The 16,124-nt window shown below is 75.1% G+C and carries 10 protein-coding genes and 1 pseudogene; 3 read left to right on the forward strand and 8 right to left on the reverse strand.

What is annotated here, in order from left to right; all coding sequences use genetic code 11:
• The 4 genes and pseudogenes from MW084_RS04740 to MW084_RS04755 form a co-directional block, all read right to left on the reverse strand.
• Window positions 1–944, reverse strand: a pseudogene (locus tag MW084_RS04740) (serine/threonine-protein kinase); the annotation flags it as partial.
• A gap of 165 nt (window positions 945–1,109) precedes the next feature.
• Window positions 1,110–3,830, reverse strand: coding sequence for a protein kinase (locus tag MW084_RS04745; protein ID WP_010471860.1), 2,721 nt, complete (start codon window positions 3,828–3,830; stop codon window positions 1,110–1,112).
• Window positions 3,831–3,987: 157 nt separating this feature from the next.
• Window positions 3,988–6,453 carry a serine/threonine protein kinase gene (locus MW084_RS04750; protein ID WP_010471859.1) on the reverse strand — a complete coding sequence of 822 codons (2,466 nt, stop codon included), beginning with the start codon at window positions 6,451–6,453 and terminating at the stop codon, window positions 3,988–3,990.
• 393 nt (window positions 6,454–6,846) lie between these two features.
• Entirely contained in the window at window positions 6,847–8,553 is a 1,707-nt protein-coding gene (locus tag MW084_RS04755; RefSeq protein WP_010471857.1) for a glycerol-3-phosphate dehydrogenase/oxidase, read from the reverse strand.
• 240 nt (window positions 8,554–8,793) lie between these two features.
• Between MW084_RS04755 and MW084_RS04760 the strand changes: the two genes are divergently transcribed.
• Both MW084_RS04760 and MW084_RS04765 read left to right on the forward strand, forming a co-directional pair.
• Window positions 8,794–10,038, forward strand: coding sequence for a nucleotide sugar dehydrogenase (locus MW084_RS04760; RefSeq protein ID WP_010471856.1), 1,245 nt, complete (start codon window positions 8,794–8,796; stop codon window positions 10,036–10,038).
• Window positions 10,039–10,211: 173 nt separating this feature from the next.
• Window positions 10,212–10,715 carry a hypothetical protein gene (locus MW084_RS04765; protein WP_010471854.1) on the forward strand — a complete coding sequence of 168 codons (504 nt, stop codon included), beginning with the start codon at window positions 10,212–10,214 and terminating at the stop codon, window positions 10,713–10,715.
• A gap of 73 nt (window positions 10,716–10,788) precedes the next feature.
• Here the strand turns inward: MW084_RS04765 and MW084_RS04770 are convergent, their stop codons facing one another.
• From MW084_RS04770 to MW084_RS04785, 4 genes are all read right to left on the reverse strand, one after another.
• A complete protein-coding gene (locus MW084_RS04770; RefSeq protein ID WP_010471851.1) occupies window positions 10,789–11,913 on the reverse strand; it encodes a GuaB3 family IMP dehydrogenase-related protein in 1,125 nt (374 codons plus the stop codon).
• 114 nt (window positions 11,914–12,027) lie between these two features.
• The gene (gene guaB, locus MW084_RS04775) at window positions 12,028–13,533 is read right to left on the reverse strand and encodes an IMP dehydrogenase (protein ID WP_010471849.1); all 1,506 of its coding nucleotides are present in this window, start codon (window positions 13,531–13,533) and stop codon (window positions 12,028–12,030) included.
• A gap of 175 nt (window positions 13,534–13,708) precedes the next feature.
• Window positions 13,709–14,314, reverse strand: a complete 606-nt coding sequence (locus MW084_RS04780) for a sigma-70 family RNA polymerase sigma factor (RefSeq protein WP_010471847.1) — start codon at window positions 14,312–14,314, stop codon at window positions 13,709–13,711.
• Window positions 14,315–14,561: 247 nt separating this feature from the next.
• A complete protein-coding gene (locus MW084_RS04785) occupies window positions 14,562–15,173 on the reverse strand; it encodes a response regulator transcription factor (RefSeq protein WP_003948568.1) in 612 nt (203 codons plus the stop codon).
• A gap of 367 nt (window positions 15,174–15,540) precedes the next feature.
• Between MW084_RS04785 and MW084_RS04790 the strand changes: the two genes are divergently transcribed.
• Window positions 15,541–15,861 carry a WhiB family transcriptional regulator gene (locus tag MW084_RS04790; protein ID WP_010471845.1) on the forward strand — a complete coding sequence of 107 codons (321 nt, stop codon included), beginning with the start codon at window positions 15,541–15,543 and terminating at the stop codon, window positions 15,859–15,861.
• Window positions 15,862–16,124: the final 263 nt, after the last annotated feature.

The raw sequence follows: 16,124 nt of genomic DNA on the forward strand, positions 1-16,124 counted from the left end.
GACCCGTCGCCGGCCCGTTCGCGGGCGGTGCCGTCCGCGACGTCCCGGAGCTCCCCCGCCGTGACGGGCCGGGTCGGGACGAACGCCTGCGCGGCGGCCGGCGCGCGGCCTTCCACCGCCTCGGTCAGCATGCGTTCCGTCTCCGCGGCGGTGGGCCGGCCTGCGGGGTCCTTCCGGAGCAGCGCGGTGATCACCGGGGCCAGCGGACCCGCGTGCCCGGCCTCCTCGGCCTCCTCGGTGACCACCGCCTGCATGGTGCAGATCGGCGACGAACGGCGGAACGGCGACGCGCCCTGGACCGCCGTGTAGAGCGTGGCGCCCAGCGCCCACAGGTCGGAGGCGGGGCCCGGGTCGGAGCCGCGGACCCGCTCGGGGGCCAGGTAGTCGACGGAGCCGACGAGTTCGCCGGTGCGGGTGATGGTGGAGTCGCCCTCGATGGCGACGATGCCGAAGTCGGTGAGCAGCACGCGCCCGTCGCGGGCCAGCAGTACGTTGCCGGGCTTGACGTCCCGGTGCAGCACCCCGGCGGCGTGCGCGGCGTTCAGGGCACCCAGCACGTGCAAACCGATCCTGGCGGCCTCGCGCGGCGGTATCCGGCCGTTCGGCGCGGACTTGACCGCGTCGGCGAGGGAGGGGCCGTCGACGTACTGCATGACGATCCACGGACGGCCGTCGTGCTCCAGCACGTCGTGGACGGTGACGACGGACGGATGGGTGATCCTGGCGGCGGCCCGCGCCTCCTTCTGCGTGCGGGCGTGCAGGACGGCCCGGTCGGCCTCGGAGGCGTACTGGCCGGCCGTCAGTTCCTTGACGGCCACCGTGCGGTGGAGCACCTCGTCGTGGGCGCGCCACACCTTGCCCATCCCGCCCCGGCCGATGGTCTCGCCCAGCCGGTAGCGTCCCGCGAGCACCGGCCCCCCGCCCCTGCCCTGAGTCTGTTCCACGTGCCTCCGCTCGGCCCCGCCCCGCTGCTTCGGAGCAAGGTTACGGAGGGTGTGCGGTGGGCGGAAGCTCGGGGGCGGCCGTGGACGCCGCCCCGCGGCGCGGGTTCTTCCGATTGGCGCGAATTCGCCACCGTCCGTAGGCCGAACGGGTCAGCCGGCGCCCCGTCAGCGGGTGACCTGGTACGCCCTGGCGGCCTGTTCGTAGATCTCGGTGACCTTGTCCCGCTCGGCTTCGGGGCCGATGACCTGGACGACGTGGTAGCGGTCGCCGACCAGGAGCACGAGGTTGCGCACGTACACCTGGCGGCCGTTGGCGTCCTGCCAGGTGAACTGGCCCTCGGCCGTGGCCTGCCGGCCGGTGTCGACGCGGCGCAGGCCGGTCGCCGTCGACCAGGTTGAGTCGCGCCACGGCTGGAGTTCGCGCTCCTTGCTGCGCTGGTACTCCAGCGGGTCGGCGCCGGCGGTGCGGACGGTGTCGCGGCCGGGGACGACGATCAGCGTGTAGTCGCCGTCCGAGTAGCGGACCTGGCCGATGTCGTTGATGGGGCTGCGGCGCCAGGTCCGGTCGACGCCGACGCGGAAGCCCTCCGGGTCCTCGCGGACGACGTACCCCTCCGGCAGCGCGGGCGCGGTGGGCGTGCCGGCGTTCGACGAGGGCGCGGAACCACCGGCGGGCGGGGTCTGCGGCGGGGTCTGCGCCGGGCCGGGCGGGGCCTGCTCGGGCGGGACCGACGCGGTCGGCCGGACCGTGCCGGTGGGCTGCTGCGATCCGGCCCGCGTCTCCGCCTTGGGCATGAACGCCACCGCGTACACCACGGCGGCCCCCAGACCCAGGAGCACCAGCAGCACCAGCGTGCGCCCCAGGGCGCGCGGGCTGCCCCCGGAGCGCGGCGCCGCGGCCTTCCCCCGGCGGTGCCGGGCGGGCGCCGGGGCCGCGGGGGCCGGGGCCGCGGGGGTGCGGGTGCGCGTGCGGCGCCTGCGGACCAGGTCGCCGCGGCGGCGGATGATCGGCAGGCGGGCGGCGCCGTCGGACGGCATGGGGACGACGGCGGCGCCCGCCCCGGGCTCGGGCGCCGAGCGGACCAGGGAGCGCAGCCAACCGCGCAGCTCCTCGAACTCGGGGCGCTCGGTCGGGTCCTGACGCAGCAGCGACTCGACGACGGGGCGCAGCGGGCCGCACTCCTCGGCGAACGCGGGCGGCTCGGAGCAGACCATCTGGACGAGCTCGGCGGCGCTGTCCTCGGGGTACGGGGCGTGGCCCTGGAGGACCCGGTACAGCAGCGCGCCGAGCGCCCACAGGTCGGTGGCGGGGCCGATGGGCGGGGCGAGCCGCCAGGTGCCGTACACCGGGCCGGCCTGCTCGGGCGCCCACCGCTCGGTCACGGCGCCGACGACGGCGATCCGCGCCTGGCGGGCCCGCTCGGCGGCGAGCGGGGTGGCGGGACCGCGGTAGACGGCGGCGGCCGGCTCCTCCTCCGGCCCGGCGGGGTCCCGGCCGGCGTCGGGCTCGGAGGGGACGTGCGGGGGCCGGGTCCCGCGCCGGGAGTCGGCGCGCAGGCCCGCGCGGGCGCCGCCGTACGGGGCGACGTCCCCGTAGGGGGAGCTTCCGCCGCCCGCGGGGACCGGTCCGTCCCGCCAGGTGCCGGTGAGCAGTGCGCGCGGGGGGCGGTCCTCGCCGTGCGCGTCGTCGCGGCCGTGCGCGTCCTCCTCCCCGTCGCCGTGCGCATCGTCGGGGCCGTAGGGGTCGCGGGAGCCGTAGGGGTCGTAAGGGGCGCGGGCGCCGTGGGCGCCGTAGGGGTCGTGGGAGCCGTACCGGGCGGCGGCGCCGTCCTCGTCGTCCTCGTCGTCGCCGTGGTCGTCGGCGATGCGGTCCGCGGCCTGCGCGACGTAGTGCGGCTCGTAGCCGCTGGGCAGGGCCGGCGGGCCCGGCGGGAGGGGCGGCGCGGTGCGGGGGGAGCCGTACGGGTCCGCGCGGCCGTCGTCGTACGGGTCGTCGTCGTACGGGCCGCCGTCGTACGGGTCGTCCTCGCCGTGCGCCCGCACCCGTCCGGTGAGGACCTCGGTCCCGTCGTCGTACGTGTCGTCGCCGTCGTAGGCGCCGTCGCCGTCGTACGCGTCGTAGGCGCCGTCACCGGCGTACTCGTCCCCGTAGGGGTCGCCGCTCCGGCCGTCGGGGCCGTGCGCGTGCGGTTCCGCCCTGCCGGTGCCGTATCCCTCCCCGTACGGGCCGTCCCCGGTGTCCGGGGCCGGAGCGCCCTCGTCGTCCGGGAGCGGTACCGGTGCGTATCCGCACAGGGCCTCCTCGGCGGCCCCGGCGGCGAGCCCGCTGAGGACGATCCGGCCGTCGTCGCAGACGAGGACGGTGCGCGCGGTGACGTTGCGGTGCGTCCAGCCGTGGGCGTGCAGCGCGCGCAGCGCCGTGAGCACGTCGGAGGCGATCTCGGCGGCGCGGTAGGGGCTGAGGGGCTCGTCGCGGACGAGGGCGGCGAGCGGCCGGGCGGCGATCAGCTCGCTGACGATCCACAGCGAGCCGTCCTCGGTGAAGACGTCGAAGACCTGGTCGAGGCGCGGGTGGTCGGGTATCCGGGCCACCGCCTGCACGGCCTCGACGGCCCGCCGGACGGCCGGGTCGGCGGACGCGCCGGGGTCCGCGTACCCGTAGGGGCGGTGGGTGTCCTCCCCGCCGACGACCTCGGCCTCCACGGTCTCCGGCAGGAGGATCTGACGGACCATGACCTCCTGGCCGCTGTACGTGTCGAAGGCACGCGTCTCGACCGGGCCGTACGCCCCGCCGTCACCATCGCCGTCACCGTCGCCGTCCTCGCCGAAGGGGGCGAGCGGCAGGCGATAGCGGTCGGCGAGCACCCTTCCCGCGTAGTCGTCCACGACGCCTCCCCAGCAGCGCGCTGTCCCCCCGGCCCCGTCCTCCGTGCGGAGTCGCACGGAATCGTACGGAGCCGTCGATCCCGGTTGTTGCCTGTGCGGTCACCCGCGTGATGCGCCTTCGTACGGCCCTCGGCCTCTCAACGATACGTGCCCCGGGTCAGTCCGTGGGCCGGAACGTCGCGAACGCGGTGTTCCGCAGCGTGGTGCACTCCGGCCCGTCCCACTCGTCGGACGGGCAGGAGATCATGATCGCGTAGCCGTGCGTGGCGTCGACCTTGAAGCCCCTGTTGAGCACCCGCACCCGTATCCCGCCCTGGTTCCGTTCGAACTGCCAGTCCGCGGCGGTCGGGTAGTCCCGGTAGGGGACGGGCCTGATGCCGTGGTGCCGGTAGCCGTCGCTGCTCGCGGCGACGGCGCCCATGGCGGCGGTCCACGCGGCGGCGGCGTCGCCGCCCGGGCTTCCGGTGTAGTCGACCTGCACGCGCGGGAAGCCGCCCGAGGCGCTGAACACACCACCGGAGTTGCGGCCCGCCACGTCCGTCATGCGGAAGGCGGCGGGCATGGCCATGGCGAAGCGGAACCGGTCGCTGGTGACCGTCCGGTACCCGGTGGGGAGCGCGGGGCCGGCGCTCGTGCCGGGTGAGGCGGACGGCGTGGGACGTGTGCCGGTGCCGCGCGTCGGGGACGGGGTGGTACCGGGGGTGGCGGAGGCGCCGTCCTGCTGCCGTCCGGGCTCGCCGTTCGGGCCGTCGCCGGTACCGGGGGCGGTGGAGCCGTCCGTCCCGGTGCCGGCCGACGCGGTCCTGCCGCCGCCCGGGGTGCCGCCCGTGCCCTGGGCGGTCGTCTCGCCGTCGCCCCCCAGGGCGAACGCGAGGACGGTGGCCAGGACCGCGAGGACGGCCACGACCGCGATGGTGACCAGGGTGCGCCGGGGCACCACGTCGGTGAGCGACGCCCGGACGGCCGGGCGGCCGGAGCGTTCCGCCGCGGTGGGACCGGGTTGCCGCGCGGTGGAGGCCGCGGCGGCGTTGCGCACCGAGCGCAGGGCGCCGCGCAGCCGCTCGGCGGTCGCGTCACCGGTCCGGGCGCCGCCGGACGCCGCGGCGTCCGCCGGGTCCGGGGGGACGGGCGGGAGCGGTACGACGCGCGTGGCCTCCAGGGGCGGGCCGGACCGCGACGGGGCCGCGGTGGCGAGGAGGACCTCGTCGAGCAGTTCCCGCGCGCCGGCGTCGTCGAGGCGCTGCGCCGGGTCCTTGGCGAGCAGCCCGTAGATGACCTTGTCGAGCGGCCCGGCGTTCCTCGGCGGGTCCAGCTGCTCGGTCATCACGGCCGTGAGCGTCGCTATGGCGGAGCCCTTGTCGTACGGCGGGTGGCCCTCCACGCACGCGTAGAGGAGCCCGCCGAGGGACCACATGTCGGCGGCGGGGCCGGGGCGCTGGCCGCGGGCGCGCTCCGGCGAGATGTAGGAGGGCGCGCCGACGAGCATGCCGGTGGAGGTGATGGACGGGTCGCCCTCGACCTGGGCGATGCCGAAGTCGGTGAGGACGACGCGGCCGTCGTCCGCGATGAGGACGTTCGACGGCTTCACGTCGCGGTGGAGGATGCCCTGGCGGTGCGCGGACCGCAGGACGCCGAGGACGGCCAGGCCGACCTCGGCGGCGCGGCGCGGCGTGAGGGTGCCGTCCTCGCGGATCACGTCGGCGAGGGAGCGGCCCTCGATGAGCTCCATGACGATCCAGGGGCGGTCGTCCTCGTCGACCACGTCGTAGACCGTGACGGCGCTGTTGTTGCGGATCCGGGCGATGGCCTTGGCCTCGCGCAGGGTCCGGGTGATGAGGCGCCGCTTCTCCTCCTCGTCGATGGCGTTGGGGAAGCGCAGCTCCTTGACCGCGACGGTCCGGCCGAGGGTCTCGTCGACGGCCCGCCAGACCGTGCCCATGCCGCCGCGTCCGAGGACGGCGCCGAGTCGGTAACGCCCCGCCAGCAGCCTTCCCCCGGACGTCTTCCGGGCGGTGCCCGCGGGCTTCCCCGCCGCGTCCGCCGAGGTCCCGCCCGCGTCCGCGCCACCGGCCGGGGCGGCGCCCTTCGGGGCAGCACCCTTCGGAGCGGCGCCCTCCGGGGTCTCGTCGGCCGGAGGCACGTCCTTCGGGGCAGCACCCTTCGGAGCGGCGCCCTCCGGGGTCTCGTCGGCCGGAGGCACGTCCTTCGGGGCGGCACCCTTCGGAGCGGCGCCCTCCGGGGTCTCGCCGACCGGAGGCACGTCCTTCGGGGCAGCACGCTTCGGGGCGGCGCCTCCGGCGGCCCCGTCCGAACCCGAAGGGGCCTCGCCCCGAGGGGCCGGGCCCGCCGGGGCGTCGCTCGTCGAAGCCCCCTTCGCCGGCGCCGTGTTCGCGGGCACGGCCTTCTCCGGCGCGTCCGCCGTCGGGGACCCCTCCCCGGAACCGGTGTCCTTCGCGGCGTCACTTCCCGAGGCGGCGGCCTCCGTACCGGCGCCGTCGCCCGGAGGCGCGGACCGCTCGGAGTCCCCGCCCCGCGCGGTCGCGCCCTTCGAGGCCGTGTCCTCGCCGCCGGCGCCCCGCCGAGGTTGCCGCGCCGCGTCCCGCGACTGCTCCGCTCCCGACATGCGTCCCCTCTGCGATCCTGTTCCCCGCCCGCGCCTGCCGCGTCCGCGCGATGCGGTAACCCGCCCTGATGGCGCCTTCATTGTCCCTCACCCGGAGACCGGTGGTTCTCCCGGGTCCGGCGTCGGCGGGGACGGCTGTGGAGGAGGCTGCCGCCCCGCGCCGAAGTCCCGGGCGGGCCCCGTGGGGCTCACCCCTCCGGCCGCCGCCGAGCCGGCGCGGATCGTCCCGCCCATCTCCCGCGCCGTGCTGACGGACCGCTCGCGAGCGCTCGCGACCGGTCGCGCCCCGGCTGCCGCGCCGCTCCCCGGGACCTCCGGGCCCCACGGGGCCGCCCGGCCCGGGACGGCGGGACCGGCCGCCGGACGCGCCGCCCGCACCCACCCCGGCGCCGGTCACAGCGGCACGATGTCCGGTGCGCCGAGGCGGGCCGCGTCCGCGGTCTGGTCGTCCGGCTGGCGCTGCGACTCGCGTTCCGCCTCGACCCGCTTCTCGTAGTGCTCCACCTCCTTGGCGACCTGCTCCTCGCCCCAGCCGAGGACCCGCGCCATCAGCTCGGCGCACTCGCGGGCGCAGCCGGTGCCCCGGTCGAAGGTCTCGATGGAGATCCGGGTCCGGCGCGTGAGCACGTCGTCCAGGTGCCGGGCCCCCTCGTGGGAGGCGGCGTAGAGGATCTCCGCGCGGAGGTAGTCGTCGGCCCCGGTGACGGGCCGTCCGAGGGCCGGGTCCTCGGCGAGGAGGTCGAGGACCTCCTCCGCCAGGGTCCCGTACCGGTTGAGCAGGTGCTCGACCCGGGCCACGTGCAGGCCCGTCCGGGCGGCGACGCGGGCCCGGGCGTTCCACAGCGCGCGGTACCCCTCGGCGCCCAGCAGCGGCACCTCCTCGGTGACGCAGGGGGCGACCCGGGTGTCCAGGCCGTGGACCGCCTCGTCCACCGCGTCCCTGGCCATCACCCGGTACGTCGTGTACTTGCCGCCCGCCACCACGACCAGCCCGGGCACGGGGTGGGCGACCGTGTGCTCCCGGGAGAGCTTGCTGGTGGCGTCGGACTCGCCGGCCAGCAGGGGGCGCAGACCCGCGTACACGCCCTCCACGTCGTCCCTGGTGAGCGGGGTGGCGAGGACGCCGTTGACGTGGTTCAGGAGGTAGTCGATGTCGGCGCTGGACGCGGCGGGGTGGGCCTTGTCGAGGTCCCAGCCCGTGTCGGTCGTCCCGATGATCCAGTGGCGGCCCCAGGGGATGACGAACAGGACGCTCTTCTCCGTGCGGAGGATCAGGCCCGTCGTGGAGTGGATGCGGTCCTTGGGGACGACCAGGTGGATGCCCTTGGAGGCGCGGACGTGGAACCGGCCGCGCTCGCCGATCAGCGCCTGCGTGTCGTCCGTCCACACCCCCGTCGCGTTGACGACCTGCCGGGCGCGGATCTCGTAGTCGCCGCCCGCCTCCACGTCCTGCACCCGGGCGCCGACCACCCGCTCGCCCTCCCGGAGGAAGCCGACGACCCGGGCGCGGCTGGCGGCGTGCGCGCCGTACGCCGCGGCCGTCCGCACCAGCGTGGCGACGTAGCGCGCGTCGTCCATCTGGGCGTCGTGGTACTGCAGGGCGCCCACCAGGGCGTCCCGGCGCAGGGCGGGGGCGGCCCGCAGGGCGCGCCGGCGCGACAGGTGGCGGTGCACGGGCAGGCCCCGGCCGCGCCCCGAGGAGACGGACATCGCGTCGTACAGGGCGACGCCCGCCCCGGCGTACAGCCGCTCCCAGCCCTTGTGCCGCAGCGGGTAGAGGAACGGCACCGGTTTGACCAGGTGCGGCGCCAGCCGCTCCAGCAGCAGGCCGCGCTCCTTCAGCGCCTCCCGCACCAGGGCGAAGTCGAGCATCTCCAGGTAGCGCAGGCCGCCGTGGATGAGCTTGCTGGACCTGCTGGACGTCCCCGACGCCCAGTCACGGGCCTCCACCAGGCCCGTGGCCAGGCCGCGGGTCGCCGCGTCGAGCGCCGTCCCCGCCCCGACCACACCGCCGCCCACGACCAGCACGTCGAGTTCGTGCTCGGCCATCGCGGCCAGGGCCTCGGCCCGCTCCGCGGGTCCCAGTCTGGCTGTCCTCACCGCTGCCTCCCGTCGCCGTACCCCCCCGAGTGCCCGGGCTCACGGATTCGATTCTGTCCCCGCCCGCCGCCGTCGGCCACCGGCCCCGCGCCACCTGTGGACAACACTCGGGCGACCACGACCGCGCAATACCGCATAACGGTCATATTTACTCCTAGTCTGACATTGCGTCCGCTTGTTCCGTCCACCGGACTTGCGCGCCGCGCCCCCTCCGGCTACTGGGAAGGACGGCTCACGCCCATGCCCGCAGACCTCGCCGTCATCGGCCTCGGCCACCTCGGACTGCCCCTCGCCCAGGCCGCCACCGCCGTCGGCTTCGACACCGTCGGCTACGACGCCGACCCCCGCCCGGTCGCGGAACTGGCCGCCGGGCGGCCTCCGGTCGACGGCTCCCTCACCCCGTCCGAGATCCGCCGGATGCTGTCGGCCGGCTTCCGCCCCACCACGCACCCCGCCGAACTGGGCCGCGTGCGCACCGCCGTCATCTGCGCGCCCACCACGCCCGGCGACGACTCCCGCACCCTGGACCTGACCGCCGTCACGGACGCCGCCCGGGCGCTCGCCGCCCGGCTGCGCCCCCACACCACCGTCCTGCTGGAGTCGCCCGTCCCGCCCGGCACCACCGAGGACGTCCTCCGCCCGATCCTGGAGGAGGGCTCCGGGCTGTGCGCCGGGCGGGACTTCCACCTCGCGTACTCCCCCAGCCGCCTCGACCCCGGCGACCGCGCCCGCGGCCACGCCCACACCCCCAAGGTCATCGGCGGCCTCACCCCCGCCTGCACCGAGTCCGCCGCCGCCTTCTACGGACGCCTCACCGACAAGGTGGTGCGCGCACGCGGGACCCGCGAGGCCGAGACGGTCAAGCTGCTGGAGACCAACTTCCGGCACGTCAACATCGCCCTCGTCAACGAGATGGCGGTGCTCTGCCACGAGCTGGGCGTCGACCTGTGGGACGTCATCCGGTGCGCCGAGACCAAGCCCTTCGGCTTCCAGGCGTTCCGCCCCGGCCCCGGCGTCGGCGGCCACGGCGTCCCCCTCGACACGGTCGGCCCCCACCACCCCCTGCGCCTGGTGGAGACGGCGAGCCGGATCAACGAACGCATGCCCCGGTACGTGATCCGGCGCTGCGCCACACTCCTCAACGAGCACGGCAAGTCCGTCCGCGGCGCCCGGATCCTGCTCCTGGGCGTCACCTACAAGCCCGACCTCGCCGACCGGGAGGGCTCCCCCGCGCCCGAGATCGCGGGGCGGCTGATGGACATGGGCGCGGCGGTCCGCTACCACGACCCGTACGTGCCGGTCTGGCGGGTGCGCGACCTGCCGGTCCCGCGCGCGGACTCCCTGTACGAGGCGGCCGCGGACGCCGACCTGACGATCCTGCTCCAGCACCACCGCACGTACGACCTGCAGGGACTGTCCGTCAAGGCGCAGCTGCTGCTCGACACCCGCGGGGCGGCCCCGGTGGGCGCGGCGCACCGGCTCTGACCCCGGCGGACGGCCGCCGCCGCCCCGGTACCGACCCGCCTCCGGGCCGGTCGGGACCGGGAATCGCGGGGCCCGCCGTCACAGGGGGCTGCTAGTGTCCGCCTCTGTTCCACGCGCGGTCGTGCACACATCATGTGCCGGCCGCCCGTTCCTTCCCAGGGGGGATTCCCAGCATGAGCCAGCCCGTCCCGCCGTCCGGCAACCCGTTCGCCGACGCCCCGGACGCCGATCCGGCCGCGCCGCAGCCGTTCCCGCAGGAGGCCCCGGCGCCCGTGCGGGACAACCTCGTCCCCGGGCTGCTCGCCGCCCTGGTCGCCGCCCTGGTGGCCGCCGCCGCGTACGGCGGCATCGGCGGCGCCATCGAGCGGGAGGTCGGCTACGCGGCGATCGGCGTCGGCCTGCTCGTCGGCTTCGCCGCCGGCAAGGCCGGCGGCCGCAACCCGGTCCTCCCGTTCGCCGCGGCGGTCCTGGCGGCCGGCGCGGTCTGCCTGGGCCAGCTCGTCACCATCGCGATGCTGCTCGGCGAGATGGGCAGGCACTCGTTCGCGGAGGTCTTCTTCCAGAACTTCGGCGACCTGACGGACCTGTGGAAGACCGCCGCGGACGCCATGACCTACGTCTTCCTCGCCCTCGGCGCGGTGTCCGGCTTCGGCTGCGCCAAGAAGGCGTCGGCCTGACCGGCCGCGCGGCCGGACACCGCGGGGAGGGGCCGGCGGGGCACGGGCCCCTCCCCGCGGTGCGGACCGGGGGTCAGCGGCGGTGCTGCGAGTCCGCGACCGTCACCTCGACGCGCTGGAACTCCTTCAGCTCGCTGTAACCCGTCGTCGCCATCGCCCGGCGCAGCGCGCCGAAGAAGTTCATCGACCCGTCCGGCGAGTACGACGGCCCGGTGAGGATCTCCTCGGTCGTCCCGGCGATGCCCAGGTCGACGAGCTTGCCGCGCGGCACGTCCTCGTGGACGGCCTCCATGCCCCAGTGGTGGCCCCGGCCGGGCGCGTCGGTGGCGCGGGCCAGCGGGGAGCCCATCATCACCGCGTCGGCGCCGCACGCGATCGCCTTCGGCAGGTCGCCGGACCAGCCCACGCCGCCGTCGGCGATGACGTGCACGTACCGGCCGCCGGACTCGTCCATGTAGTCGCGGCGGGCGGCGGCCACGTCGGCGACCGCGGTCGCCATCGGGACCTGGATGCCCAGGACGTTGCGGGTGGTGTGCGCCGCGCCGCCGCCGAAGCCGACCAGCACGCCCGCCGCGCCCGTGCGCATCAGGTGCAGGGCCGCCGTGTAGGTGGCGCAGCCGCCGACGATGACCGGGACGTCCAGCTCGTAGATGAACTGCTTCAGGTTCAGCGGCTCGGCGGCGCCGGAGACGTGCTCCGCCGACACCGTCGTGCCGCGGATGACGAAGATGTCCACACCGGCGTCGACGACGGCCTTGGAGAACTGGGCCGTGCGCTGCGGGGAGAGCGCGGCGGCGGTGACGACGCCGGCGTCGCGCACCTCCTTCAGCCGCCGCCCGATCAGCTCCTCCTTGATCGGGGCGGCGTAGATCTCCTGCAGACGGCGGGTCGCGGTCCCCTCGTCGAGCTCGGTGATCTCGTCCAGGAGCGGCTGCGGGTCCTCGTAGCGGGTCCACAGGCCCTCCAGGTTGAGGACGCCGAGACCACCGAGGCGGCCGATGGAGATCGCGGTCTCGGGGGACACGACGGAGTCCATCGGGGCGGCCAGGAAGGGCAGCTCGAAGCGGTAGGCGTCGATCTGCCACGCGATCGAGACCTCCTTCGGGTCCCGGGTGCGCCGGCTCGGCACGACGGCGATGTCGTCGAAGGCGTACGCCCTGCGGCCGCGCTTGCCGCGCCCGATCTCGATCTCAGTCACGATGTGTGGCCTTTCCCTCTGCGTCTGCGTCCACCAGTATCCCCGACGGACGTGCGCAGGGGCGGCCCGGGCGATCCCGGGCCGCCCCTGCGGCGGTGTCGAGCGGAGCCCCGCTCAGCGCTTGCTGCTGTAGTTCGGCGCCTCGACGGTCATCTGGATGTCGTGCGGGTGGCTCTCCTTGAGGCCCGCCGAGGTGATCCGGACGAACCGGCCGCGCTCCTGGAGCTCGGGGACGGTCCGGCCGCCGACGTAGAACATCGACTGGCGCAGGCCGCCGACGAGCTGGTGGACGACCGCGGAGAGCGGGCCGCGGTAGGCCACCTGGCCCTCGATGCCCTCGGGGACCAGCTTCTCGTCGGAGGCGACGCCCTCCTGGAAGTACCGGTCCTTGGAGAAGGAGCGCTGGTCGCCGCGGGACTGCATGGCGCCCAGGGAACCCATGCCGCGGTACGACTTGAACTGCTTGCCGTTGATGAACAGCAGCTCGCCCGGCGACTCCTCGCACCCGGCCAGGAGCGAGCCGAGCATCACCGTATCGGCGCCGGCGACCAGGGCCTTGGCGATGTCGCCGGAGTACTGCAGGCCGCCGTCGCCGATGACCGGCACACCGGCCGCCCTGGCGGCAAGCGAGGCCTCGTGGATCGCCGTGACCTGCGGGACGCCGACGCCGGCGACGACGCGGGTGGTGCAGATGGAGCCGGGGCCGACACCGACCTTGATCGCGTCGGCGCCCGCGTCGACGAGCGCCTGGGCGCCGTCGCGGGTGGCGACGTTGCCGCCGATGACGTCGACGGCGGCGTTGGACTTGATCTTGGCGACCATCTCGCCGACCAGCCTGGAGTGGCCGTGGGCCGTGTCGACGACGATGAAGTCGACGCCCGCCTCGACCAGCGCCTGCGCCCGCTCGTACGCGTCGCCCGCGACGCCGACCGCGGCGCCGACGAGGAGGCGGCCCTCCTTGTCCTTCGCGGCGTTCGGGTACTTCTCCGCCTTGACGAAGTCCTTGACGGTGATGAGGCCCTTGAGGACGCCCTCGTCGTCGACGAGCGGCAGCTTCTCGATCTTGTGGCGGCGCAGCAGCTCCATGGCGTCCACGCCGGAGATGCCGACCCTGCCGGTGACCAGCGGCATCGGGGTCATGACCTCGCGCACCCGCCGGGCGCGGTCGGTCTCGAAGGCCATGTCGCGGTTGGTGACGATGCCCAGCAGCCTGCCGGACGGGTCCGTGACGGGCACGCCGCTGATGCGGAACTTGGCGCAGATCGCGTCCGCCTCGGCGAGCGTGGCGTCGGGGCGGATCGTGATCGGGTCCGTGACCATGCCGGACTCGGAGCGCTTCACCAGGTCCACCTGGTTCGCCTGGTCGGCGATCGACAGGTTCCGGTGGAGGACCCCGACACCGCCCTGGCGGGCCATGGCGATGGCCATCCGGGACTCGGTCACCTTGTCCATGGCGGCCGAGAGCAGCGGGATGTTGACCCGCACGTTCCGCGACAGCCGGGAGGAGGTGTCGATCTGGTCGGGGGCCATGTCCGACGCGCCCGGCAGCAGCAGCACGTCGTCGTAGGTCAGCCCGAGCGCCGCGAACTTCTCCGGCACTCCGTCGACGTTGACAGTCATGACACCTTCCTCAATGGCCTTGATCGGCACGGACGTCCATGCTATCGGGCCGCGCGGGCGTCTCATTCCACGAACAAGATCACTCGATGGTTTTGTACGTTCACACGTATGACATCCGCCATACGGTCCCGCGGCGCCCGGAACCGGGTGGTCCGGGCCCGCCGGCACCCTGCGCCTACTGGCCGGCCAGGGCCCGCAGGCGGCTGAGCGCGCGGTGCTGGGCGACCCGTACGGCCCCGGGGGACATGCCGAGCACCTGGCCGGTCTCCTCGGCGGTGAGGCCGACGGCGACGCGCAGGACGAGCAGCTCCCGCTGGTTCTCCGGGAGGTTGGCCAGCAGGCGCCTGGCCCATTCGGCGTCGTCGCTGAGGAGGGCGCGCTCCTCGGGGCCCAGCGAGTCGTCGGGGCGCTCGGGCATCTCGTCGGAGGGCACCGCGGTCGAACCGGGGTGCCGCATGGCGGCCCGCTGCAGGTCGGCGACCTTGTGCCCGGCGATGGCGAAGACGAACGCCTCGAACGGGCGGCCCGTGTCCCGGTAGCGGGGCAGGGCCATGAGGACCGCGACGCAGACCTCCTGCGCCAGGTCCTCGACGAAGTGGCGGGCGTCGCCGGGCAGCCGGCTCAGCCGGGTGCGGCAGTAGCGCAGGGCCAGGGGGTGGACCCGCGCCAGGAGGTCGTGCGTGGCCTGTTCGTCGCCCTCCACCGCGCGGTGCACGAGCGCTCCGATCGCCCCCCGCCCGGCGGGGGGCGTCGGGGTGGCCGGCGTCTGGTCGTCGCGCATCGGTCCATGGTGCCTTGACCGCGCCCGCTCCGAAGCACCGCGTCCAGCCTTGTGCACCGAAGCGTTATGAGCAGATGCGCCGGAAGCCATCCCCCGCGCCCTCCCCTCCCGCTCGATCGACTCGTCCCCGAGGAACTCCACTCCTCAAGGATGCGGCATCACGCAGGAAACAGACATCGGGCCCGCTCCGCCCCCTCCGCCGGGCGGCGGAGGGGGCGGGACGGGCCCTCCCGGTCCGGGCCGGGGACTAGCGCACCAGGCCCCAGCGGAAGCCCAGCGCGACGGCGTGGGCGCGGTCCGAGGCGCCCAGCTTCTTGAACAGCCGGCGGGCGTGGGTCTTGACCGTGTCCTCGGAGAGGAACAGCTCGCGGCCGATCTCGGCGTTCGACCGGCCGTGGCTCATGCCCTCCAGCACCTGGATCTCGCGGGCCGTGAGCGTCGGCGCGGCACCCATCTCGGCGGAGCGCAGCCGGCGCGGGGCGAGCCGCCAGGTCGGGTCGGCGAGGGCCTGGGTGACCGTGGCCCGCAGCTCGGCGCGCGAGGCGTCCTTGTGCAGGTACCCGCGGGCGCCGGCGGCGACGGCGAGGGCGACGCCGTCGAGGTCCTCGGCGACCGTGAGCATGATGATGCGGGCCCCGGGATCGGCGGAGAGCAGCCGCCGGACGGTCTCCACACCGCCCAGCCCCGGCATGCGCACGTCCATCAGGATCAGGTCCGAGCGGTCGGCGCCCCAGCGGCGGAGCACCTCCTCGCCGTTGGCCGCGGTCGTCACGCGCTCGACGCCGGGCACGGTCGCGACGGCGCGGCGGAGCGCTTCTCGGGCAAGCGGGGAGTCGTCGCAGACGAGTACGGATGTCATGGCCGTCCTCCGCAGCTGATGCGCGTCACCTTGGGCCTCCAGGCTGGTTACGAATCGTCACCTGTGCGGTTGACGCCCTCGGACGTCCGCCCGAGCGCTTCTTCCTCAACCGCCTCCGCACTCTCAACGACGGTCACTCGAAAGAGTTACGGGTACGAGCACCGCTCCGACACTCCGCGTGAGGGGACCCGCGCGGAGCGGAGCGCCGCAGGTCGCCGCCGCTCCACCCCAAGCTATGCCCCATTTAGCGGCTTTTCCTTCCTTTTGGCAGTGTCTGTAGCTAGATTCGCAATGAGTCATATTTACATCTACTGCGACAAGTAGTCCGCTCAGCAATCTCAGCACCGGCACCAAGGGGACATGCGCCATGGCAGATTTCTCCCGCCTTCCCGGACCCAACGCCGACCTGTGGGACTGGCAGCTGCTCGCGGCCTGCCGTGGTGTCGACAGTTCGCTGTTCTTCCACCCCGAGGGAGAGCGCGGCGCGGCGCGGAGCGCGCGTGAGAACTCTGCGAAGGAGGTCTGCATGCGCTGCCCGGTGCGGGCCCAGTGCGCCGCCCACGCGCTGGCCGTGCGCGAGCCCTACGGCGTGTGGGGCGGCCTGACCGAGGACGAGCGCGAGGAGCTGATGGGCCGGGCCCGCTCCCGGCTGGTCACCACGTCGGCGACGCGGCCGGCGGACGGCTGACGCCGGGCCGCGCCCCGATTTCCCGAAGGAACGTTTCGGCAAGAGTGCCGAGAGTGCGCGCAGGCGGTGGGCCACCCCTCCCGGCGCCCGGCGCGCCTCCGCCCGGACCGCCGCGCCGCCCCGCGCCCGCGGCGCCGTCCGGACGGGGCGGGGGCTTTTCCGTACCCGGACGCCCGAGGCCGCCGCATGCCGGGCGGGCGGGGCGCACCGGTCTCCGCGCCCGCGGCGCCGTCCCGCCGGGGCGCGCACCGGCCGGTCCCCGG

This window comes from Streptomyces sudanensis, from assembly GCF_023614315.1.
GTDB classification, from domain to species: domain Bacteria; phylum Actinomycetota; class Actinomycetes; order Streptomycetales; family Streptomycetaceae; genus Streptomyces; species Streptomyces sudanensis.